General features: G+C 71.5%; 20 protein-coding genes. 8 read left to right on the plus strand and 12 right to left on the minus strand.

Annotation, left to right across the window (positions count from 1 at the left end; all coding sequences use genetic code 11):
* Positions 1 to 2 precede the first annotated feature (2 nt).
* From pcaF to ASF44_RS16565, 3 genes are read left to right on the plus strand one after another with little or no spacing between them, the layout of a single operon-like run.
* Positions 3 to 1,208, plus strand: coding sequence for a 3-oxoadipyl-CoA thiolase (gene pcaF, locus ASF44_RS16555; protein ID WP_056900338.1), 1,206 nt, complete (start codon positions 3 to 5; stop codon positions 1,206 to 1,208).
* 2 nt (positions 1,209 to 1,210) lie between these two features.
* Complete coding sequence (locus ASF44_RS16560) at positions 1,211 to 1,942, plus strand: SDR family NAD(P)-dependent oxidoreductase (RefSeq protein ID WP_056900339.1); 732 nt, start codon at positions 1,211 to 1,213, stop codon at positions 1,940 to 1,942.
* A 44-nt stretch (positions 1,943 to 1,986) separates the two neighbouring features.
* On the plus strand, positions 1,987 to 2,982 hold the full coding sequence (locus tag ASF44_RS16565; protein WP_056900340.1) for a tripartite tricarboxylate transporter substrate binding protein: 996 nt from the start codon (positions 1,987 to 1,989) through the stop codon (positions 2,980 to 2,982).
* A 1-nt stretch (position 2,983) separates the two neighbouring features.
* On the opposite strand, the gene ASF44_RS16570 is transcribed toward ASF44_RS16565, so the two are convergent.
* Together ASF44_RS16570 and ASF44_RS16575 are read right to left on the minus strand one after the other, a co-directional pair.
* Entirely contained in the window at positions 2,984 to 3,976 is a 993-nt protein-coding gene (locus ASF44_RS16570) for a 4-hydroxythreonine-4-phosphate dehydrogenase PdxA (protein ID WP_056900356.1), read from the minus strand.
* Positions 3,977 to 3,981: 5 nt separating this feature from the next.
* Positions 3,982 to 4,959 (minus strand): tripartite tricarboxylate transporter substrate binding protein, encoded by a 978-nt coding sequence (locus ASF44_RS16575; protein WP_056900341.1) that lies wholly within the window; start codon positions 4,957 to 4,959, stop codon positions 3,982 to 3,984.
* A gap of 115 nt (positions 4,960 to 5,074) precedes the next feature.
* On the opposite strand from ASF44_RS16575, the gene ASF44_RS16580 reads away from it, so the two are divergent.
* Positions 5,075 to 6,007, plus strand: coding sequence for a LysR family transcriptional regulator (locus ASF44_RS16580; RefSeq protein WP_200930618.1), 933 nt, complete (start codon positions 5,075 to 5,077; stop codon positions 6,005 to 6,007).
* Here the strand turns inward: ASF44_RS16580 and ASF44_RS16585 are convergent.
* Together ASF44_RS16585 and ASF44_RS16590 are read right to left on the minus strand one after the other, a co-directional pair.
* Complete coding sequence (locus ASF44_RS16585) at positions 6,004 to 6,408, minus strand: group II truncated hemoglobin (protein ID WP_056900342.1); 405 nt, start codon at positions 6,406 to 6,408, stop codon at positions 6,004 to 6,006. The genes ASF44_RS16580 and ASF44_RS16585 overlap by 4 nt on opposite strands.
* 87 nt (positions 6,409 to 6,495) lie before the next feature.
* Positions 6,496 to 9,015: an ABC transporter permease gene (locus ASF44_RS16590; protein ID WP_056900343.1), complete on the minus strand. Its 2,520-nt coding sequence runs from the start codon at positions 9,013 to 9,015 to the stop codon at positions 6,496 to 6,498.
* Positions 9,016 to 9,123: 108 nt separating this feature from the next.
* Here ASF44_RS16590 and ASF44_RS16595 point away from each other — a divergent pair, with 108 nt between their 5' ends.
* Positions 9,124 to 10,062, plus strand: coding sequence for an SMP-30/gluconolactonase/LRE family protein (locus ASF44_RS16595; RefSeq protein ID WP_056900344.1), 939 nt, complete (start codon positions 9,124 to 9,126; stop codon positions 10,060 to 10,062).
* Between the two features lie 51 nt (positions 10,063 to 10,113).
* Here ASF44_RS16595 and ASF44_RS16600 read toward each other — a convergent pair whose 3' ends face one another.
* The gene (locus tag ASF44_RS16600) at positions 10,114 to 11,109 is read right to left on the minus strand and encodes a tripartite tricarboxylate transporter substrate binding protein (protein WP_056900345.1); all 996 of its coding nucleotides are present in this window, start codon (positions 11,107 to 11,109) and stop codon (positions 10,114 to 10,116) included.
* A gap of 203 nt (positions 11,110 to 11,312) precedes the next feature.
* Between ASF44_RS16600 and ASF44_RS16605 the strand changes: the two genes are divergently transcribed.
* Together ASF44_RS16605 and ASF44_RS16610 are read left to right on the plus strand one after the other, a co-directional pair.
* A complete protein-coding gene (locus ASF44_RS16605) occupies positions 11,313 to 12,245 on the plus strand; it encodes a helix-turn-helix domain-containing protein (RefSeq protein WP_056900346.1) in 933 nt (310 codons plus the stop codon).
* A gap of 150 nt (positions 12,246 to 12,395) precedes the next feature.
* Positions 12,396 to 13,817, plus strand: a complete 1,422-nt coding sequence (locus tag ASF44_RS16610; RefSeq protein WP_056900347.1) for an amidase — start codon at positions 12,396 to 12,398, stop codon at positions 13,815 to 13,817.
* A 39-nt stretch (positions 13,818 to 13,856) separates the two neighbouring features.
* Here the strand turns inward: ASF44_RS16610 and ASF44_RS16615 are convergent, their stop codons facing one another.
* Together ASF44_RS16615 and argG are read right to left on the minus strand one after the other, a co-directional pair.
* Positions 13,857 to 14,555: a MarC family protein gene (locus ASF44_RS16615; protein WP_056900348.1), complete on the minus strand. Its 699-nt coding sequence runs from the start codon at positions 14,553 to 14,555 to the stop codon at positions 13,857 to 13,859.
* 27 nt (positions 14,556 to 14,582) lie between these two features.
* Complete coding sequence (gene argG / locus ASF44_RS16620; RefSeq protein WP_056900349.1) at positions 14,583 to 15,926, minus strand: argininosuccinate synthase; 1,344 nt, start codon at positions 15,924 to 15,926, stop codon at positions 14,583 to 14,585.
* Positions 15,927 to 16,019: 93 nt separating this feature from the next.
* Here argG and ASF44_RS16625 point away from each other — a divergent pair, with 93 nt between their 5' ends.
* Positions 16,020 to 17,444, plus strand: a complete 1,425-nt coding sequence (locus ASF44_RS16625) for a DHA2 family efflux MFS transporter permease subunit (RefSeq protein ID WP_056900350.1) — start codon at positions 16,020 to 16,022, stop codon at positions 17,442 to 17,444.
* A gap of 4 nt (positions 17,445 to 17,448) precedes the next feature.
* On the opposite strand, the gene ASF44_RS16630 is transcribed toward ASF44_RS16625, so the two are convergent.
* From ASF44_RS16630 to ASF44_RS16650, 5 genes are all read right to left on the minus strand, one after another.
* On the minus strand, positions 17,449 to 18,327 hold the full coding sequence (locus tag ASF44_RS16630) for a CPBP family intramembrane glutamic endopeptidase (protein WP_056900351.1): 879 nt from the start codon (positions 18,325 to 18,327) through the stop codon (positions 17,449 to 17,451).
* Positions 18,328 to 18,356: 29 nt separating this feature from the next.
* Entirely contained in the window at positions 18,357 to 19,184 is an 828-nt protein-coding gene (gene fdhD, locus ASF44_RS16635) for a formate dehydrogenase accessory sulfurtransferase FdhD (protein WP_056900352.1), read from the minus strand.
* A 101-nt stretch (positions 19,185 to 19,285) separates the two neighbouring features.
* Positions 19,286 to 19,696: a GtrA family protein gene (locus ASF44_RS16640; protein WP_082524825.1), complete on the minus strand. Its 411-nt coding sequence runs from the start codon at positions 19,694 to 19,696 to the stop codon at positions 19,286 to 19,288.
* Positions 19,693 to 20,658, minus strand: coding sequence for a glycosyltransferase family 2 protein (locus ASF44_RS16645; protein WP_056900353.1), 966 nt, complete (start codon positions 20,656 to 20,658; stop codon positions 19,693 to 19,695). Before ASF44_RS16645 ends, ASF44_RS16640 begins: the two co-directional genes overlap by 4 nt.
* A 275-nt stretch (positions 20,659 to 20,933) precedes the next feature.
* Positions 20,934 to 21,243 (minus strand): P-loop NTPase (locus tag ASF44_RS16650; RefSeq protein WP_156374532.1); only part of this gene is annotated, 310 nt, incomplete at its 5' end.

The raw sequence follows: 21,243 nt of genomic DNA on the forward strand, positions 1-21,243 counted from the left end.
CCATGAGCCACCAAGCCTTCATCTGCGACGCCATCCGCACGCCCTTTGGCCGCTACGGCGGCGCACTGTCTTCCGTGCGTGCCGACGACCTGGGCGCGATCCCGATCCGGGCGCTGATGGCGCGCAACCCCGGGGTCGACTGGGAGCAGATCGCCGACGTGCTGTACGGCTGCGCCAACCAGGCCGGCGAGGACAACCGCAACGTGGCACGCATGTCGGCGCTGCTGGCCGGCCTGCCGATCGCGGTGCCCGGCGCCACCATCAACCGCCTGTGCGGCTCGGGCCTGGACGCCGTGGGCACGGCCGCGCGCGCCATCAAGTCCGGCGAGGCCGGCCTCATGATCGCCGGCGGTGTGGAGAGCATGAGCCGCGCGCCCTTCGTGATGCCCAAGGCCGAGAGCGCGTTCAGCCGCGCCAACGCCGTGTACGACACCACCATCGGCTGGCGCTTCGTCAACAAATTGATGAAGGCCCAGTATGGCGTGGACGCCATGCCCGAGACGGCCGAGAACGTGGCCGTGGACTACAAGATCGAGCGCGAAGCGCAGGACCGCATGGCCCTGGCCAGCCAGAAGAAGGCCGTGGCCGCCCAGCAGGCCGGCCACCTGGCGCGCGAGATCACGCCCGTGACCATCGCGCAGAAGAAGGGCGACCCCATCGTCGTCGACAAGGACGAGCACCCGCGCGACACCAGCCTGGAAGCCCTTGCCAAGCTCAAGGGCGTGGTGCGTCCTGACGGCACCGTGACGGCCGGCAACGCCAGCGGTGTCAACGACGGCGCCTGCGCGCTGCTGCTGGCCAGCGAGGAGCAGGCCAAGAAGAACGGCCTGACGCCGCGCGCCCGCGTGGTCGGCATGGCCACGGCCGGCGTGGCGCCGCGCGTGATGGGCATCGGCCCGGCGCCGGCCACGCAGAAGGTGCTGGCGCAGACCGGCCTCACGCTCGCGCAGCTGGACGTGATCGAACTCAACGAGGCCTTCGCCGCACAGGGCATCGCCGTGTTGCGCATGCTGGGCCTGCCCGACGACGACGAGCGCGTCAACGCCTGGGGCGGCGCCATCGCGCTGGGCCACCCGCTGGGTGCCAGCGGCGCCCGCCTGGCCACCACGGCCGTCAACCGCCTGCACGCCACGGGCGGCCGCTATGCGCTGGCCACCATGTGCATCGGCGTGGGCCAGGGCATCGCCGCGGTGCTGGAGCGGGTGTGAGCATGGACCAGAACACACCGGTCACCGTCGTCTCGGGCGCCAGCAACGGCATCGGCCGCGCCATCGCCGAGGCCCTGCTGGGCGAGGGCCGCGCCGTGGTCAATCTCGACCATGCGCTGCCCGACTGGAGCCACCCGCTGCTGAACTCGTTCCAGGCCGACCTGACGGACGAGCAGGCCACGCGCCAGGCCGCCCGGGACATCGCCGCGCGCTTCAACGTGACGGCCCTGGTCAACAACGCCGGCGCCACGCGGCCCGGCACCATCGACACGGCCACCACCGGCCAGCTCGACGACGTGGTGGGCCTGCACCTGCGCGCGCCCATGCTGCTGGTGCAGGCCTTCCTGCCCACGCTGCGCGCGAGTGGCGAAGGCCGCATCGTCAACATGTCCTCGCGCGCCGCGCTGGGCAAGGGCGAGCGCATCGTCTACTCGGCCACCAAGGCCGGCCTGATCGGCATGACGCGCACGCTGGCCATGGAGCTGGGCGCGGACGGCATCACCGTCAACGCCATCGGCCCCGGGCCCATCGCCACCGACCTGTTCCGCAAGAGCAACCCCGAAGGCGCGCCGCAGACCGAGCGCATCCTCAAGAGCATCGCGGTCGGCCGCATGGGCACGCCCGAAGACGTGGCGCGCGCCGTGCTGTTCTTCCTGGCGCCGGCCAACGGCTTCGTCACCGGCCAGGTGCTCTACGTGTGCGGCGGCACCACGCTGGGCGTGGCGCCGGTCTGACGCACCACCCCTCTTCCCACTTTCTCGAACAAGGAATCCGTTTCATGACGCAAGGTCACACTTCCACGCGCCGCCTGGTGATCGCCAGCATGGCCACCGCGGCAGCCGCCGCGCTGCTGCCGCTGGGCGCCGCCGCACAGGCCTACCCGAACAAGCCGATCACCATGGTCGTGCCGTTCTCGGCCGGCGGCACCACCGACATCCTGGCGCGCATCGTGGGCCAGGCACTCACGGCCGAGCTGGGCCAGAGCGTGGTCATCGACAACCGCGCCGGCGCCGGCGGCAACATCGGCGGCCAGCTGGCCGCGCGCGCGCCCGCCGACGGCTACACGTTGTTCATGGGCACGGTGGGCACGCACGCCATCAACGAGTCGCTGTACAAGAAGATGCCGTTCGACCCGATCAAGGACTTCGCGCCGCTCTCGCGCGTGGCCAACGTGCCGAACCTGCTCGTGGCCCACCCCGCGCAGCCGTTCAAGACCGTGCCCGAGCTGATCGCGTACGCCAAGGCCAACCCGGGCAAGATCAACTTCGGCTCGTCGGGCAGCGGCAGCTCCATCCACCTGTCGGGCGAGCTGTTCAAGTCCATGGCCAAGGTCGACATGGTGCACATTCCCTACAAGGGCAGCGCCCCGGCCGTGAACGACCTGCTGGGCAACCAGATCGCCATCATGTTCGACAACATGCCCTCGGCCATCCAGCACGTGCGCGCCGGCAAGCTGCGCGCCATCGCGGTGACCACGGCCAAGCGCTCGCCCGAGCTGCCGAACGTGCCGACCATCGCCGAAGCCGGCGTGCCCGGCTACGAGGCGACCTCGTGGTTCGGCCTGTTCGCCCCGGCCGGCACGCCCGCGCCCATCGTGGCCCAGCTCAACAAGGCCATCGTCAAGGTGCTCAACACGCCCGACGTGAAGCAGAAGATCGCCGCCCAGGGCGGCGACGTGGTGGCCGAGACGCCGGAGCAGTTCGCAGCCTTCATCAAGGCCGAGACCGCCAAGTGGGGCAAGGTCGTGCAGGAATCCGGCGCCAGCGTGGATTGATCTAACGCGCGGCCATGCGCACGCACAGGTCGAAGGCTTCCTGCAGCCCCTCGATCTGCGCGATGCCGCGGCCCGCGATGTCGAAGGCGCTGCCGCTGGCCGACGTGGCCACGGGCACGGGCAGCCCGCCGTGCAGCGTCACCCCCTTCTCGAAGCCCATGAGCTTCATCGCGATCTGGCCCTGGTCGTGGTACATGGAGACCACGGCATCCACATCGCCGCGCCGCGCGCCGATGAACACGGTGTCGGGCGAATAGGGGCCGCGCGCGTCCAGTCCCTCGGCGCGCAGGCGCTGCACGGCCGGCGCGATGGTCTCGATCTCCTCCATGCCGATGGAGCCGCCGTCGCCGGCATGCGGGTTCAGGCCCGACACCGCGATGCGCGGCCTGGCGATGCCGGCGCTGCGCAGCGCCTTGTCGATCAGACGCACGGCGTCGCAGACGCCCTCCCCCGTGATGTGGGCCGCCACGTCCTTGAGCGGGATGTGCGAGGTCACGCGCGAGGTCCACAACGCGCCCGTGAGGTTGAACTCGCTGGTGAAGCCATGCACGCCGAAGCGTTCCTGCAAATGGCGCAGCTCGTCTTCCTGGTTGAGCCCGCCCAGGCGCAGCGAGTGCTTGTTGAGCGGCGCGAAGACGATGGCGTCGGCCCGGCCGGCGCGCACCGCGTCGATGGCCAGGTCCAGCGCGCGCATGCTGGCGCGGCCCGAGGCCTCGTTGGACTCGCCCAGCACGGGCGGCTGGCCGCCCAGGCCATCGCAGGGCAGCAGCGTGATGCGGCCAGGCTCGAAGCGCACGGCGTCCAGGTGCTCCACGCGCAGCACGTCGAGCGACTGCCCGGCAATGGCCTCGCCCGAGGCCAACGCGGCGCCGTCGGCGATCAGCAGCAGGTCGGCCTGCTGGCGGTTGCGCTCGCGCGCGAGCAGCTTGACGGCCATCTCGGGGCCGACGCCGCTGGGGTCGCCGAGCAGCACGGCGATACGGGGGTTGCTCATGGTCTTCACTCCGCCTTGATGTTGGCGCCGCGCACGAGGCGGCCGTAGTGTTCGTACTCGCTGCGGTTCATCTCGGCGAAGCGCTCGCCCACCAGCGTGCCGACCTCGCCGCCCAGCGCCTTGATGCGGGCCTGTACGTCGGGCAGCTGCAGCGCATGGCCCAGCTCCGCCGTCAGCCGCTCGACCGCCGCGCGCGGCGTGCCGCCCGTGGTGTACAGGCCATACCAGGTCGACACGTCGGCACCCTGGATGCCGAGTTCCGCCAGCGTGGGCACGTCTGGCATCTCGGCCGACCTGGCCGGCGAACTGACGGCCAGCGGCCGCAGCTTGCCGGCGCGGATCTGGCTCATGGCCGACGAGGTGCTGTCGAACATCATGTCGACCTCGCCCGCGATCACGTCGATGTGCGCCTGCGAGCTGCCCTTGTAGGGCACGTGGATGGCGCGCGTGCCCGTGACCATGCCGAAGGCCTCGCCACCGATGTGCTGGGTGCTGCCGATGCCCGACGAGGCGTACTTGAGCGCGCCCGGCCTGGCCGCCAGCGCGGCCTGCACGTCCTTGACGCTCTTGAACGGGCCCGTGCTGGAGACCACCAGCACGTTGGGCATCACGGCCACGAGGCCGATGGGCTGCAGGTCCTTGAGCGGGTCGTACTTGAGCTTGAGCATGTGCGGCGCCACGGCCTGGGCCGTGTTGGTGGCCAGCAGCAGCGTGCTGCCGTCCGGCGCGGCACGCGCGGCCAGTTCGGCCGCGATGGTGTTGGACGCGCCGGGCCGGTTCTCCACCACCACCGGCTGCTTGAGCGTGGGCGCCAGCTTGTCGGCCAGCACGCGCGCGAGGATGTCGGTGCCGCCCCCGGGCGAGGCGCCCACCAGGATGCGCAGCGGCTTGTCGGGAAAGCCTTGGGCCCAGGCCGGAACGCCTGTGGCCAGCAGGCCGAGCAAGGCCAGCGCGTGGCGCCGGTCCAGGGAATCGAGGGGCATCCTTGTGTCTCCGTTGTCGCAGGCCTTCGGACGTGACCTGTCGTTGCCGCGAGGTTAGGGATTTCCGCGGCGGCGATCCAATCGCGGATGCCGAACAATCCATCACCTTTTGGATATGACAGTCGACCACCTCAGCGACCAGGCCCTGCTGCTGCGCGTGCGCCCGCGCCAGCTGCTGCTGCTCGCCGCGCTGGACGCAGAACGCCACCTGGGCCGCGCCGCCCAGTCGATGAACGTGACGCAGCCGGCCGCCACCAAGCTGCTGCTGCAGCTGGAGGAGTCGCTCGGCGAGAAGCTGTTCGTGCGGCTGGCGCGCGGCATGCGGCCCACGCCTTCGGGCGAGGTGCTGATCCGCTATGCGCGCCGCGTGCTGACCGATTTCGGCGCCGTGCGCGAGGAGATGGGCGCCTTGCGTTCGGGCCTGTCCGGCGCGCTGCGGATCGGCGCCGTGCCCGGTGCCGTGCCTGCGCTGCTGGCACCGGCGCTGCTGGAGTACCGGCGCCGCCATCCGCAGGTGGCGCTGTCCGTGTCCGTGGGCACCAGCGACGTGGTGCTGGCCCAGCTCGCGCGCGGCGATGTCGACCTGGTGCTGGGCCGGCTCACCGAGGGCTTCAGCGCGCAGGAGTTCGCCATCACGCCGTTGCTCGAGGAAGCCATGCAGGTGGTGGTGCGCAAAGGCCACCCTGCGTTCGCGCGCAAGCGGCTGCAGCTGCACGAACTGGGCGACTGGTCCTGGGTGCTGCAGCCGGCCGGCTCGCCGCAGCGCGGGCGGCTGGAGGCGGCGCTGCGCGAGGTCGGCGTGCACCAGCGGCTGGATTACATCGAGACCGCGTCGAGCACGGTCACCACCGCGCTCGTGGCGGGCTCGGACATGGCGGCGCTGATGCCGACGTCACTGGCAGCGCACTACGCAAGGCTGGGCACGCTGCGCGTAGCGCCCATCACCCTGCCGATCCGGCTGCCGGCCATCGACGTGATCGTGCCGCGCGGGCAGCCGCTGCCGCCAGCGGCGCAGCAGTTCCGCGCGCTGCTGCTGGAGCGGCCCTAGGCGCCGCGGTTGCGCATCCAGTCGGCGGTCTGGAAAAAGCTGTCCTTCAGCCGTGTGCGCAGGTCCCCGGGCACACCCGTCTCGCCCATGGCCTGGTCCATGCAGGCCAGCCACTCGTCGCGCTCGCGGATGCCGATCGAGAACGGCATGTGGCGCGCGCGCAGGCGCGGATGGCCGAACTGGTCGGTGTAGTAGGACGGCCCGCCCAGCCAGCCGCACAGGAACCAGAACAGGCGCTGGCGCGCGTTGTCCAGCGTGTCGCCATGCGCGGCGCGCAGCGCGGCGTAGCCGGGCTCCAGGTCCATGAGGTCGTAGAAGCGCTCGACCAGCGCGCGCACCTTGTCCTCGCCGCCGATCCATTCGAAGGGGGTGGCGAAGGCGGGCTTTTCCTCGATTTGCATGGCGCGATTGTCGCGCGCACGCCTTGCGCTGCGGCGGGCACCCGGGCCCGACGGACCGGCGCTGCGCGCTGCAGCGGTACGGCTGGATCAGGCGGCGGCGCGGCGCAGCGTGTCGACCACGGGCCGGCGCAGCACGTCGCGCAGACCCCACCAGCCCGCGCCGAGCGCCAGCACGGCGCCGGCCAGCGCGCCGAACAGCGGCACCCACAGCGAGGCCGACCACGCGAAATCGAACACGAAGCGCGCCAGCGCCCAACCCACGGCCATCGCCACCAGCGTGGCCAGCAGGCCGGCCAACACGCCCACGCCGGCCAGTTCGGCCCGCTGCACCTGGCGCAGCAGCGCGCTGCTGGCGCCCACGGCCCGCATGATCGCGAACTCGCGCGCGCGCTCCTCGCGCGTGGCCGTGATCGCGGCGAACAGCACCACCAGGCCGGCCGCCAGCGTGAAGCCGAACAGGAACTCCACCGCGCGCACCACCTGGTCCAGCACGCGCTGCACCTGGGCCAGCGCCGTGCTCATGTCCACGTTGGTCACGTTCGGGAAGGCGCGCACGAGCGCGTTGTCGAAGCCGGCCGTCTCGGGCGCGCGGTAGGCGGCCAGGTAGGTGATGGGCAGGTCGGGCATCGCGGCCACCGGGTACATCACGAAGAAGTTGGCGTGCAGCGAACCCCAGTCGACCTTGCGCAGCGAGGTGATGCGCGCGTCCGACGGGATGCCGCCGATGTCGAAGCGCAGCGTGTCGCCCAGCTTCAAGCCGAGCGTTTGCGCGAGCCCCTCCTCCACGCTCACGGCACCCTGCTCGTCGGGCGTCCAGCGGCCGGCGACCAGCGCGTTGTGCGGCGGCTGCTGGGCGGCGTGCGAGAGGTTGAACTCGCGGTCGACCAGGCGCTGGGCGCGCTCGTCCACGTAGTCGGCCGGGTTCACGGGCTTGTCGTTCACGGCCACCAGGCGGCCGCGGAACATGGGGTACCAGTCGTACTGGCGCACGCCGGCATCGTCCAGCGTCTTGCGGAACGCATCGCCCTGCTCGGGCAGGATGTTGATGACGAAGCGGTTGGGCGCGTCCGGCGGCGTGGCCTGGCGCCAGGCGCCGATCAGGTCGGTGCGCAGCAGCACCAGCAGCACCAGGGCCAGCAGCCCGACCGACAGCGCGCTGACCTGCACCACCGTGTAGGCCGGCCGCGCCGACACCTGGCGCGTGGCCAGCACCAGCCAGCGCGGCGCGGTGCTCTCGTTGACGCTGCGGCGCAGCAGCCACACCGCCACCCACGACAGCGCGGCGAACACCAGCACCGCACCGGCGAATCCGCCGACCGCGATCAGCCCGAGCTTGATGTCGCTGCTGACGGCCAGCAGCAGACCCGCGAAGCCCGCCACGCCCAGCGCCAGGACGGCGATGGAGGCCGGCTTCAACTGCCCCACGTCGCGCCGGATCACACGCAACGGCGGCACCTTGGCCAGCTGCAGCACGGGCGGCAGGCCGAAGGCGAACAGCAGCGTGAGCCCGATGCCCAGCCCGTAGGCCACCGGCCACAACGTGGCGGCCGGCAAGGTGGCCTCCACCAGCCCGGCCAGCAGCAGCACGAACAGGTAGTGCACGCCGAAGCCCAGGGCCACGCCCAGCGCGCTGGCGAACAGGCCGACCAGCGCGAACTCGAAGCTGTAGGACAGCGCGATCGTGCGCTGCGACAGGCCCAGCACGCGCAGCATGGCGCAGTCGTCCAGGTGCTTGGCCGCGAACGCGCGCGCGGCCAGCGCCACGGCCACGGCAGAGAGCAGCGCCGACAGCAGCGCCACCAGACTCAGGAATTTCTCGGCCCGGTCCAGCGTCTGACGCATCTCGGGCCGGCCGCTTTCGATGGACTCGAGCCGCAGGCCGCGCGCCTCGCGCTTCTGGATCTGCGCGTCGGCCCAGCGCGTGAAGCGCTGCACGGCGGGCTCGTCGCCGGCCACGGCGAAGCGGTAGGTGATGCGGCTGGCCGGCTGCACCAGGTGCGTGGCCGGCAGGTCGGCCGCATTGACCATCACCCGCGGTGCGAAGCTCATGAAGCCGCCGCCGCGGTCGGGCTCGATCACGATGATGCGCGCGATGCGAAAGCTGCTGTCGCCCAGCAGCAGGGCGTCGCCCATCTTCAGGTCCAGCGCGGCCAGCAGCGGCGCATCGACCCAGGCCTCGCCCGGCCCCGGAACATCGCGCGTGTTGCCACCCTCCTCGCCCGGCTGCTGCGCCACCTGGAGGCTGCCGCGCAGCGGGTAGCCCGCGGGCACGGCCTTCAGCGCCACCAGGCGGCTGGCACCGCCCTGCGCCTCGCCCGCACGGCCCATGGTCGGAAAGCCCAGCGTGGTGACCGCCTGCAGACCCAGCGCACGGGCCTGCTCCTCGAACGCGGCCGGGGTCGGGTTGTCGCTGGCCACCACCGCGTCGCCGCCGATCAGCTGGCGCGCGTCGCGTTGCAGCCCGCCCTGCAGCCGGTCGGCGAAGAAGCCCACGGCGGTCAGCGCCGCCACCGCCAAGGTCACGGCCACCAGCAGCAGGCGCAGTTCGCCCGAGCGCAGGTCGCGCCACAACGTGCGCCACCCCAGGGAAAGAAAGGATTGATTCACGGCCGGCTCCGAAGCAGCAGGGGATTATCCGGGTGCCCCGCGCCAGCGCGAATGGCCTTGCCACGGCGGGCATACTGCAAAGCCTTCCTCCGCTCCGTCCTACGCACCATGTGGCAACCCGCGACCCGCTACCCCGACCCTGCCGTCGTCGTCCTCGATCCCCGCTTCGCCAAGTACCGCGTCAGCTCGGCCGCGGTCGAGCGCATCGCCACCGGCATGCGCTGGGCCGAGGGCCCGGTGTGGTTCGGCGACGGCCGCTACCTGCTCTGGAGCGACGTGCCGAACGACCGCATCATGCGGTGGGACGAAGCCACCGGCGCCGTCAGCGTGTTCCGCCAACCGTCCGGCAACGCCAACGGCCACACGCGCGACCGCCAGGGCCGGCTGGTCGGCTGCGAGCACCTGGGACGGCGCATCGTGCGCACCGAGTACGACGGCAGCACCACGACGCTGGTCGACCGCTTCGAAGGCGCCCGGCTGAACTCGCCGAACGACATCGTGGTCAAGTCCGACGGCAGCATCTGGTTCACCGATCCGCCGTTCGGCATCCTGGGCTGGTACGAGGGCGTGCCGGCCCAACCCGAGCGGCCCGAATGCGTCTACCGCTTCGATCCGGCCACGGGCCAGACGACGGTGGTGACCGACGCCGTGGCCCGCCCCAACGGCCTGTGCTTCTCGCCCGACGAGAAGCTGCTCTACGTGGTCGAGTCCGGCGCGGCGCCCAAGCGCATCCGCGTGTTCGACGTCGCTGCCGACGGCACCGCGCTGACGAACGACCGCGTGTTCCACACCTGCGGAGAGAACGAATCGCCCGACGGCTTCCGCTGCGACGTGGACGGCAACCTGTGGGCCGGCTGGGGCACGGGCGAAGGCAACGACGGCGTGCGCATCTTCGCGCCCGACGGCACCACGATCGGCCGCATCCACCTGCCCGAGCGCTGCGCCAACCTGTGCTTCGGTGGGCGGCACCGCAACCGGCTCTTCATGGCGGCCAGCCAGTCGGTCTATTCGCTGTATGTGAACACGCAGGGGGCGGTGGGGGGCTGACAAACCCTGCAACTCTTCCACTGCGCGGAAGATCTGCAGGGTCGGGCGACCTTAGCCCTCGATCTTGAACCCCGTCTCCTTGACCACGCGCTGCCAGCGCGCGTAGTCGTCGCCGATCAGCTTGGCGAACTCGGCCGGCCCGCTGCCCACGGGCGTGTGGTCCAGGCCCTTGAGGCGTTCCTGCATCTCGGGTGTGCGCACGATCTTCTGCACCTCGGCCGACAGGCGGTCGACGATGGCCTTGGGCGTGCCCTTGGGGGCCAGCAGGCCGGACCAGCTGGCGAAGTCCATGTCCTTCACGCCCAGCTCGGCCAGCGTGGGCACGTCGGGCAGCGAGGCCGCGCGCTGCGGTGCGACCACGGCCAGCGCGCGCACCTTGCCGGCCTTGATCTGCGGCAGCGTGACGAAGGAGTCGAAGGACACATCGACCTCGCCCTTGACCACGGCCTGCGCCTGCATCGAGGTGCCCTTGTACTGGGCGTTGATCAGGGTCGGGGCACCGATCACGCGCTTGAGCTGGTCGGTGGCCAGCACGATCATGCTGCTGCCCGACGATGCGCTGAGCGGCGGGTTGCCGGCCTTGGCCAGCGCCGCGAACTCGGCGAAGTTCTTCACGGGCAGGCCTTCGCGCGCCACGATCACGAACGGGATGGAACTGATCAGGCTGATCGGCTCCCAGCTGTCGAGCGCGTGGAACTTCGTCTTGTAGATCACCGGCGCCAGCGCCTGCGCGCCCGCGGTGTTCATGAGCAGCGTGTAGCCGTCGGGCGCGGCGCGCGCGGCGATGTCCATGCCGATCACGCCGTTGGCGCCGCCCTTGTTGTCGACGATGAAAGGCTGGCCCAGGGCTTCCTGCAGCTTCTGGGCGATGAGCCGGGCCACGATGTCGGTGGAGCCGCCGGCCGTGTAGGGCACGACCATGGTCACGGGGCGGTTGGGATAGGCGTCGCTGGCCCGGGCCGGCAGTGCCCCGGCGACCAGCGCGGTGGCGATGCCGCCCAGTGCGGCACGGCGGCTGGGATGAGGGTTGCGGTCGATGGCGTTCATGGTTGTCTCCCGGAATGGCCCGGGCATTGTGATCAGCACCCTGCGCCAGCCCCACTGGGTTTCCCCCAGCGAGGTGTCGCCAAGGTGCCGCGGGCTGGCCTAGGGAAAGCGCGGATGCACCGCGGAAAGTCTTGCCGTATCTATCGAAGCGTGCCTCGGCCACCGCGGGAGCGAGGCGCCTCGACCGTCCTTCCGCGCAGCCCATGGCCATCGAATACTCCACCGCTGCCGTCGCCCCTGTCCACCGCTTCGACTACTGGAGCGATGTGGTGTGCCGCCACTGCATTCCCGCGGCCAGCCGCATGCTGGCCGAGGGCCCGTTCGACGGCGCGCTCGCCGTGCGCCACGTCGGCGTCGTCGACATCGCCACCATGGCAGCGCCGCTGCACCACTGGTCGCGCGAGAGCGGCCACCTGCGGATCCGTGACGACGACGACCTGTGGATCGCCTGCATGCGCGCGGGCGAAGGCGTGCTCGAACAGGGCGGCCGACAGGCCCGCCTGCGCGCGCACGGCATGGTGCTGTACGACGCCGCGCGGCCCTTCCAATGCACGATGGCACCGCAGGCCATCGACCTGTGCCGCTTTCCGCGCCGGGCGCTGCTGCAGCGCTACCCCGGCGCCGAGCGCATGACCGCGCTGCTGCTGGACGACGGCAAGCCCGCCGCTGCGCAACTGCGCGCGCTGATCGCGCAGGCCGCGGACATCGACTTCGACGGGCTGCGGCCAGGCGCGGCCGAACGGTTCGGCAGCACCCTGCTCGACCTCCTGGGCCTGGTGCTCGAGTTCCAGGCCGACGTGCAGGAACGTCCTGCGGAACGCGACCTGCATGCCCGCATGTCGGCCTACGTCCAGCGGTATTTCCTGGAGCCGGGGCTGTGCCTGCAGACGATCGCCGATGCGCACCATGTCTCGACCCGCACCGTGACGCGCGCGTTCGCCCGGCACGGGCACACGCCGATGGGCATGGTCTGGCAGCTGCGCCTGCAGGCGAGCCGGCAGGCGCTGGCCGAGGGCCGCGCGCGCAGCGTGACCGAGGCCGCCTTCGACCACGGGTTCTCCGACGTCTCGCACTACAGCCGGGCCTTCCGCAAGGCCTTCGGCAGCGCGCCGCACCTGCTGCTGCGCAGCCGCTGAACGCCGCGTGGCGGCGAGAGCGCAGCGCGGCTGTCCTTCCGGGCACGGCACCTGTCCTTGCGGAGCCGGCGCAGCCGTGGCGCGGGCGCTAAGGTTCGCAGCGGGCGGGCCGTCCCGTGGCCCGCCCGGTTCATCCACACGAGCAAGCACATGGCAGACAACGAACTCCACTACCTCGAACTGCTGGACATCGGCCGGCAGATCCAGTCGCGCGAACGATCCTCCGCCGAGGTCACGCAGGCCTTGCTGGCCCGCATCGCGTCCCTCGACCCGCACCTGCACAGCTACGCCTGCCTGATGGCCGAGCAGGCGCTGACGGACGCGCACCGGGCCGACGCCGAGATCGCAGCCGGCCACGCGCGCGGCCCCTTGCACGGCGTCCCGCTGGCGGTCAAGGACCTGTTGTGGACCAAGGGCACGCCCACGGGCCACGGCATGACGATCCACCGGGATTTCCGCCCCAAGGAGGACGCGACCGTCGTGCGGCGCCTGCGCGAGGCCGGGGCCGTGCTGCTGGGCAAGCTGCAGCAGACCGAAGGCGCCTTTGCCGACCACCACCCCGGGATCACGCCGCCGGTGAACCCCTGGGGCGCGGCGCTGTGGCCCGGCGCCTCGTCCAGCGGCTCCGGCGTGGCCACCGCGGCCGGCCTGTGCTTCGGCGCGCTGGGCACGGACACCGGCGGGTCGATCCGCTTCCCCTCGGCGGCGAACGGCATCACCGGTCTCAAGCCGACCTGGGGCCGCGTCAGCCGCCATGGCGCGTTCGAGCTGGCCGCATCGCTGGACCACATCGGCCCCATGGCCCGCAGCGCGGCCGACGCGGGTGCAATCCTCGCCGCCATCGCCGGCGCCGACCCGCTGGACCCGACGGCCGCGCAGCAGCCTGTGCCCGACTACCTGGCAAGCATGACGCGCGGCGTGCGCGGCCTGCGCGTGGGCATCGATCGCGGCTGGACACTGGACCGCGTCGACGGGCCGACCCGCGCGGTGCTGCAGGACGCCCTGCGCACGGTGCAAGAACTCGGTGCCGCCGTGCACGAGATCGCTTTCCCCGACACCACGCAGGCCGTGCTGGACTGGCTGCCGCTGTGCGCGGTGGAAACCGCCGTCGCGCACGAGGCCACCTTCCCCGCGCGGCGCGGCGAATACGGTCCGGGCCTGGCCGCGTTGATCGACGCCGGCCGCGGCATGGGCGCCATGGACTACCAGAGGCTGCTGCTGCGGCGTGCCGACCTCTGCGGCCGGGTGGCCGCACTGTTCGAGTCGGTGGACCTGCTGCTGGTGCCCGCCACGGCCATCGCCGCCCCGACCGTGCAGCGGATGGCCACGTTCGCGCAGGATGCCGAACTGCTCTCCGGCATGCTGCGCTACACCTGCCCGTTCGACCTGACCGGCAGCCCCACCATCACGCTGCCGGGCGGCACCACGGCCGAGGGCGCGCCGGTGGCCTTGCAGTTCGTCGCGCCGCACTTCGGCGAGCACCTGCTGGTGCAGGCCGGTTGGGCCTACCAGCGCGCCACCGACTGGCACAGACGGCATCCGGCGCCCGGAGCCACGGCGCGCTCGGCGTGACGGCGGCCATGCGCCGGGCCGGGGCATGGCCCGGGCGGCTCAGCTGGCGATGCGCAGGCCGTCGCGCAGGAGCTCCACGCCCAGCTCGTGCAGGCCGTTCCAGACGATCTGCACGCCCAGGCACAGCAGGATGAAGGCCGACAGCCGCAGGAAGATGATCATGCCGGCCTCGCCCAGCGGCTTGAGCAGCTTCTCGGCATAGCGGTAGGCCAGGTAGACCAGCACGCCGATGGCCAGCAGCGCCAGCACCGCGCCGCCGGTGCGCGCCAGCGCGAGCGACAGCTTGGGGTCGGCCAGCGACACGCCGACCGTGATGGCGGCCGTGATCGACCCCGGGCCCGAGGTGATCGGGAAGGTCAGCGGGTAGAAGGCCTGGCGCCTGGCCATCTCGGGCGTGTACGCCTCGGCCAGCGAGGTGCGGCTGTCGCTCGTGCTCTGCGAGGTGTTGAGCAGCCGCCAGGCACTGGCCGCGACGATGAGGCCGCCCCCCACGCGCACGATGGGCAGCGAGATGCCGAAGAAGTCCAGCACGTAGACGCCCACCACCATGGCGCCCAGCATGAGCCAGAACACGTTGCGCGCGATGCGCCGCGCCAGCAGCGCGCGCGTGGGCGGGGATGCGCCCTCGGTCAGGCTCAGGAACACCGGCGCCGCGGCGGCCGGGTTCAGGATCGGCAACACGGTCACGAACGCGAACAGGAAGCCCTTGCCCAGGGCGGCCAGCAGTTCCAGCGTCATCGCGCGCCGACGTGCAGGGGCCCGGCCTTACGCGCCTTCGCCCTGCGACAACAGCGGCAGGTCGGTGTCGCCGCCCTTGCCGAGCAGGCCCACGCCGGCGTAGATCGCCAGCTTGTCGCGCGTGTCGGCGATGTCCAGGTTGCGCATGGTCAGCTGGCCGATGCGGTCGGCCGGCGTGAAGGCCGCGTCTTCCACCTTCTCCATCGACAAACGCTCGGGCTTGTAGGTGAGGTTGGGGCTGCTGGTGTCCATCAGCGAGTAGTCGTTGCCGCGGCGCAGCTCCAGCGTCACCTCCCCAGTGACGGCGCGCGCCACCCAGCGCTGCGCCGTCTCGCGCAGCATCAGCGCCTGGCTGTCGAACCAGCGGCCCTGGTACAGCAGGCGGCCGAGCTTGCGGCCGTTGGCGCGGTACTGCTCGATGGTGTCTTCGTTGTGGATGCCGGTGACCAGGCGCTCGTAGGCGATGTGCAGCAGCGCCATCCCCGGGGCTTCGTAGATGCCGCGGCTCTTGGCCTCGATGATGCGGTTCTCGATCTGGTCGCACATGCCGATGCCGTGGCGCCCGCCGATGGCGTTGGCTTCCATGAACAGCTCCAGTGCCGACGCGAACGTGCGGCCGTTCAGCGCGACGGGCTGGCCTTCCTCGAAGCGGATCGACACCGTCTCGGGCTTGACCACGCAGTCCTCGCGCCAGAACGGCACGCCCATGATGGGCTTGACGATGTGCATGCCGGCGTTCAGGAACTCCAGGTCCTTGGCCTCGTGGGTGGCACCCAGCAGGTTGGAATCGGTCGAATACGCCTTCTCCACGCTCATCTTGTAGTCGAAGCCGTTGGCGATGAGGTATTCGCTCATCTCCTTGCGGCCGCCCAGCTCGTCGATGAACTGCTGGTCCAGCCAGGGCTTGTAGATGCGCAGCTTGGGGTTGGCCAGCAGCCCGTAGCGGTAGAAGCGCTCGATGTCGTTGCCCTTGTAGGTGCTGCCGTCGCCCCAGATGTCGACACCGTCCTCGCGCATGGCCACCACCAGCACGGTGCCGGTGACGGCGCGGCCCAGCGGCGTGGTGTTGAAGTAGGTGGCGCCGCCGGTGCTCACGTGGAAGGCGCCGGACTGGATGGCGGCGATGCCCTCGGCCACCAGTTGCGGGCGGCAGTCGATCAGGCGGGCCTTCTCGGCGCCATAGGCCAGGGCCTTGCGCGGGATGTCGTCGTAGTCGCTCTCGTCGGGCTGGCCCAGGTGGGCCGTGTAGGCGCAGGGAATGGCGCCCTTGGCGCGCATCCAGTGCACGGCGGCGCTGGTGTCCAGGCCGCCGGAGAAGGCGATGCCGACGCGCTCGCCTGCAGGCAGGCGGTTCAGGATGGTGGCGGTCATGGGGAAGAGTCCGGAAGGGCAGGGAAAGGGCGCGATTTTAGGGGCCGGCGGCCACGGTTGACGATATCAACCAATCGCCGGACAATGAGGACAATGTCAACCAATAACGAAGCCCCGGGCGGCTACCGGCGCGTGACGCTGACCGTCGCCGCCGTGATGTTCATGCTGATGCTGGACAGCAGCATCCTCAACACCTCGCTGCCGTCCATCGCGCGCGACCTCGGCGCGCAGCCGCTGGCGCTCAGCGCCACCATCACGGCCTACCTGCTGGCCAGCGCCGTGGTGCTGCCGCTGGCCTCCTGGCTGGCGGACCGCCACGGCATGCGCCGGCTGTTCCTGGTGGCCGTGGGCGTGTTCACGCTGGCATCGCTGCTGTGCGGGCTGGCGCAGACGCCTGGCCAGCTCGTGGCGGCGCGCGCACTGCAAGGCCTGGGCGGCGGGCTGCTGCTGCCCATCGGCCGGGCGATTGCGCTGCGCGGCTCGCGCACGCAGGACCGCATCGCCATCACCGCGCTGCTGACCTGGCCCATGCTGTTCGCGCCCGTGCTGGGGCCGCCGCTGGGCGGCTTCATCACGACCTACTGGTCGTGGCACTGGAACTTCCTGCTCAACGTGCCGATCGGCCTGGCGGGCCTGTGGCTGGTGCGGCGCTGGGTGCCGGCCGATGGCGCGCCCGCGCCGCGGCCGCTGGACATTCCCGGGGCCCTGGGCGCCATCGGCGGGCTGTGCCTGTTGATCACGGGGCTGGAAGCGGCCGCGCACACGGCCGATCCCGCGGCCTCGCGGCTGCCCGCGCTGCTGGCCGTGCTGGCGGGACTGGCCGGCCTGGCCTGGACGGCGCGCCACCTGCGGCGCACGCCCCATCCGCTCGTGAGCCTGGCGCCGTTCGGCTGGCGCAGCTTCTCCATCGCCTCGCTGGGCGGCACGCTGGCCTCGATGAGCATCCAGGCCACGCCCTTCCTGCTGCCGCTGCTGTTCCAGCTCGGCCTGGGCCACGACGCGGTGACGGCGGGCGCCATGCTGCTGCCCTACTTCCTGGGCAACCTGGCGCTCAAGTCGGTGACCACGCCCATCCTCAAGCGCTTCGGCTTTCGGCGCGTGCTGCTGGTCTCGGGCAGCCTGAGCGTGCTGGCCATCGCCGCGTTCGCGGCCGTGACGCCGCAGACCGGCTGGCCCGTGCTGGCTGCGCTGCTGGTCGTTTCGGGCTGCGCGCGCTCCATGCTGCTCACGGCCAACTCCACGCTCATGATGATCGAGCTGCCCAATGCGCAGATGGGCGCGGGCTCCACGCTGTCGGCGATCGCCATGCAGGTGGCCGCGGCCATGGGCGTGGCGGTTGCCGCACTGGCCCTGACACTGGCGGGCCAGCGCCATGCACAGGCAGGCGGCCAGGTGCTGCTGCAGGACTTCCACCTGGCCTTCCTGGCCGTGGCCGCCGTCGGCGCGCTCGCGTTGTGGCACTACCGGCGCGTGCCGGCGAACGTCGGCGCGGGCATGCTGGCCGGCAAGGCCGCCTGAGCCCTCACCGCCCGGACAGCGCGGGGTAGGTGAAGGCCAGCGCGTGCACGGCGTTGACGGCAAAGTGCACGAGCACCGGCGGGCCCAGGCGGCCGGTGAGCGCGTAGGCCAGCGCTGCACCCAGGCCCGTGAGGCCCGCCAGCATGGCCATGCGCGGCCCGCCCGCGAGATGGGCCAGGCCAAACAAGGCGGCCGACAGCACCACGGCGATGGCGGAGCGGCCGGCCGTGGGCCGCGCGGGCTGGGCGCCGAAGCGGCCCGCCAGCACGTCCTGCACGAGCAGGCGGAACAGCGCCTCTTCGGCCACGCAGGTCAGCAGCAGGTTCACGGGCAGGAACCAGGCCAGCTGCAGGCTCCACTTGAAGTCCGGCCGCACCAGGCCCAGCCACCAGCCCAGGCCCAGCACGAGGCCCACCGTCGCGAGCGCGATGGCGGCCGCCACGCCCGCGGCGCGCCGGCCGTCGCCCTGCGCGGGCGGTGCCAGCAGCACCAGCAGCGCCAGGCCCACCGAACCCTTGTCGAAGTTCAGGTGCTGCGTGAACGGGCGCGCCCCGGCCGACCAGCGCACGCCGTCCAGCAGCACCGGGTTGTGAAAGCCCGGCACCCGGTGCAGCGCGAGCGCCGTGCACAGGCCCGCCAGCGCCAGCCAAAGCACGACGAGCAGCACGCCGTTCTGAACGCGCGGCGCCATTGCTGCCGGCACGAACAATGCCGCCAACGCGGCCAGTGCCGGCGTCTGCAGCAGGCCCTGGTTCCACGCCATGGCCACGGCCAGCCCGTACAGCACGGCCCAGGGCGGCACATGGCCCGGCCAGCCTTGCCGCGGCAGCGGCCACCACGCCGCCGCAATGGACAGCAGCAACAGGACGAAGGGCGTGCGCATGGCCTACGCCGCCCGCCGGCGGCGCGCCATCAGGCCGCGGGCGCCCACAGCACGCGCTCGGAATGCGTGTAGACGCTCAGCCTGTCGCCGCGCGCGAAGCCGACCAGCGCCAGGTTGGCGTCCGCCGCCAGCGCGATCGCCAGCCCCGTCACGCCAGAGACCGCCGCCAGCAGCGCGCTGCCGGCACGCACGGTCTTGCCGACCATCTCGTAGCTGGCCCGGCTCGTCACGACCACGAAGCCTTGCGGCACCTGGGCGCGGGCCACGAGCAACGCGCCGACCAGTTTGTCGAGCGCGTTGTGGCGGCCCACGTCCTCGCGCACGAACAGCAACCGGCCCTGGGCGTCGGCGAAGCCCGCGGCATGGGTGGCACCGCTGGCGTCGCGCAGCGGCTGGCTCCGGTCCAGGGCCTGCATGGCCAGCGACACGGCGGCGGCGTCGAACCGCGCGCCGCTTTGCAGCGGTGCGGGCCGCTGCACGGCCTGCGGCAGGCTCTCGGCGCCGCACAGGCCACAGCCGGTGCGGCCGGCCAGGCTGCGGCGTTTGTCCTTGAGCCGCGCAAAGCAGCCGGACGCGATCTGCACCTGCACCGTGAGCCCGCCACCGCCCTCGACGAGCGCGATGTCGCGCACGTCGGCGCGGCTGTCGACGATGCCTTCGGTCAACGAGAAACCGAGCGCGAAGTCTTCCAGGTCCAGCGGCGTGGCCAGCATCACGGCATGCGAGATGCCGTTGTATTCGAGCGCGACCGGCACCTCCTCGGCCACGCAGTCGGCCTCGGGCGCGCCCGGGCCGCGCCGGACGGGCACGCTGCGCGTGCCGGGGGGAATGCGGGGGCGGGCGTCCTGCGTTTGCATGTCCGCAAGTCTCGCACCACTGGCGGACCGGCTGGTTCTCAGCGTGCGGCAAGCCCGTGGCCCCGGGGGGCGATGGCGCCGCACGGCGGTCAGTGTCAGGGTCAGGGTTGGCGGCCGGCCCGGAAGACGACGCGCCGGGCCAGCAGGAAATTGACCACCAATCCAGCCCCGCTGCCCACCGCAACGCCCAGGGCGGGCGCGTACCGCGCATCGCTGAGCTGCAGGACCAGCGAATAGGCAAGGTAGTTCACTGCGCCCCCACCGAGCATGGACAGCAAGTACAGCAGGTACTGCCGCCCCATGGCCCACGGGCCGACGACCGGCGGGCCATCGGCAAAGGTATGCCTGCGGTTCACCACCCAGGTGGCCGTGGCCGCGCAAAGAAACGACAGGACACGGGCCGCGTACCAGCCGAGCAGGCCGGATGCGGCATACAGCACCGCCACATCGACCACGAAGCCCAGGGCCCCGGCGATGCAGAACTTCGCGAAGGTGCTGGCGGGCAGCCTCACGTGGCCGGCCCGACCGGAATGGCCAGGTAGAACAAGCGCTTGGTCTCGCGCCGGCCCGTGGTCACGGTGTTCAGGATCGCGCCGCACACCAGGGACAGCATGGCGCCGATCATGAGCCCGGTCGCGAGGACGGCCGTCGGCAGGCGCGGCACCAGGCCGGTCTGCGCGTAGGTGATGGCCAGGGGGATGCTGATGCCGATCGCGGCCAGCGCCATGATGGCGGCCACCAGGGAGAAGAACGCCAGGGGCCGTTCGACGACGTACAGCTTCATGATCGTCTTCAGGATGCGCCAGCCATCCCGGTAGGTCGACAGCTTGCTGGCCGAGCCCTCTGGACGGGCCCGGTAGGCAACCGCGGCCTCGGCATACGGCATGCGCAGCTCGAGCGCGTGGACGGTCAGTTCGGTCTCGATCTCGAAGCCATGCGAGATGGCCGGGAACGATTTGACATAGCGGCGCGAGAACACCCGGTAGCCCGACAGCATGTCGGAGAAGTGGCCTCCGAAGATCCGCGCCACCGACCCGGTCAGCAGACGGTTGCCCCAGCGGTGGCCCGGCCGGTATGTGTGCGCATCGAGGTGGTCATCGACGCGGCAGCCGACCAGCATGTCCAGGCGCTCCTCGTGCAGCTGGCGGACATGCTGCACCATGCCCGAGGGATCGTAGGTGGCGTCGCCGTCCACCATCACGTAGACATCGGCCTGCACGTCCGCGAACATGCGGCGCACCACGTTGCCTTTGCCGCGCAGGGCGACCTTGACGACCTGCGCACCGTGCGCCCGGGCGACACCGGCCGTGTCGTCGCTGGAATCGTTGTCGAACACCCAAAGGTCCGCGTGCGGCAGCACCGCGTGGATTTCGTCCAGCGTGTGCCCGATGGCCAGGGCCTCGTTGTAGCAGGGGATGATGATGGCGACGCGCGCTGCACGGGGCGTTCTGGAGTCGGCTTCGGTGGTCTGCATGGGCGCCAGGTGCGTTGGTTGAACGGTGGGCGTGGGCCGATGCGACCAGCAACTGGCGATCGGCACGGGCGGTGCTGCCCTGGATTGTGGCGCGAACCGACCGCCCCCGAGGCGCGTCCAGAACGGCACCGGCGGAAAAACACAGAATGGCCAGTGGCGGTACCCCGCTGCGCGATGCAGACGGCGCCCCGCCATCCGGGCCGCGTGGAGCTGGCAGGCTGCGCCCAGCCCGGGGCAGCCGGGCCTGGACGCATGGCACGACATGCCGTCCGGGATCAGGTGTCCTTGGACACCTTGATCGTCGGGAACCTGGACGAGAAGTCCTTGTTCTTCTGCGCAATCGCCACCGCCACCTGGCGCGCCACCGCCTTGTAGATGCCGGCCAGCTCGCCGTCCGGCTCGGCCACCACCGTGGGCGTGCCGCTGTCGGCCTGCTCGCGGATGGCCATGGCCAGCGGCAGCGCGCCCAGGTAGTCGAGCTGGTAGTCGGCGGCCATCTTCTGCCCGCCGTGCGCACCGAAGATGTGCTCCTGGTGGCCGCACTGGCTGCACACGTGCACGGCCATGTTCTCCACCAGGCCCAGG

The sequence above is a fragment of the Pseudorhodoferax sp. Leaf274 genome (genome assembly GCF_001422445.1).
Taxonomy (GTDB): domain Bacteria; phylum Pseudomonadota; class Gammaproteobacteria; order Burkholderiales; family Burkholderiaceae_C; genus Pseudorhodoferax.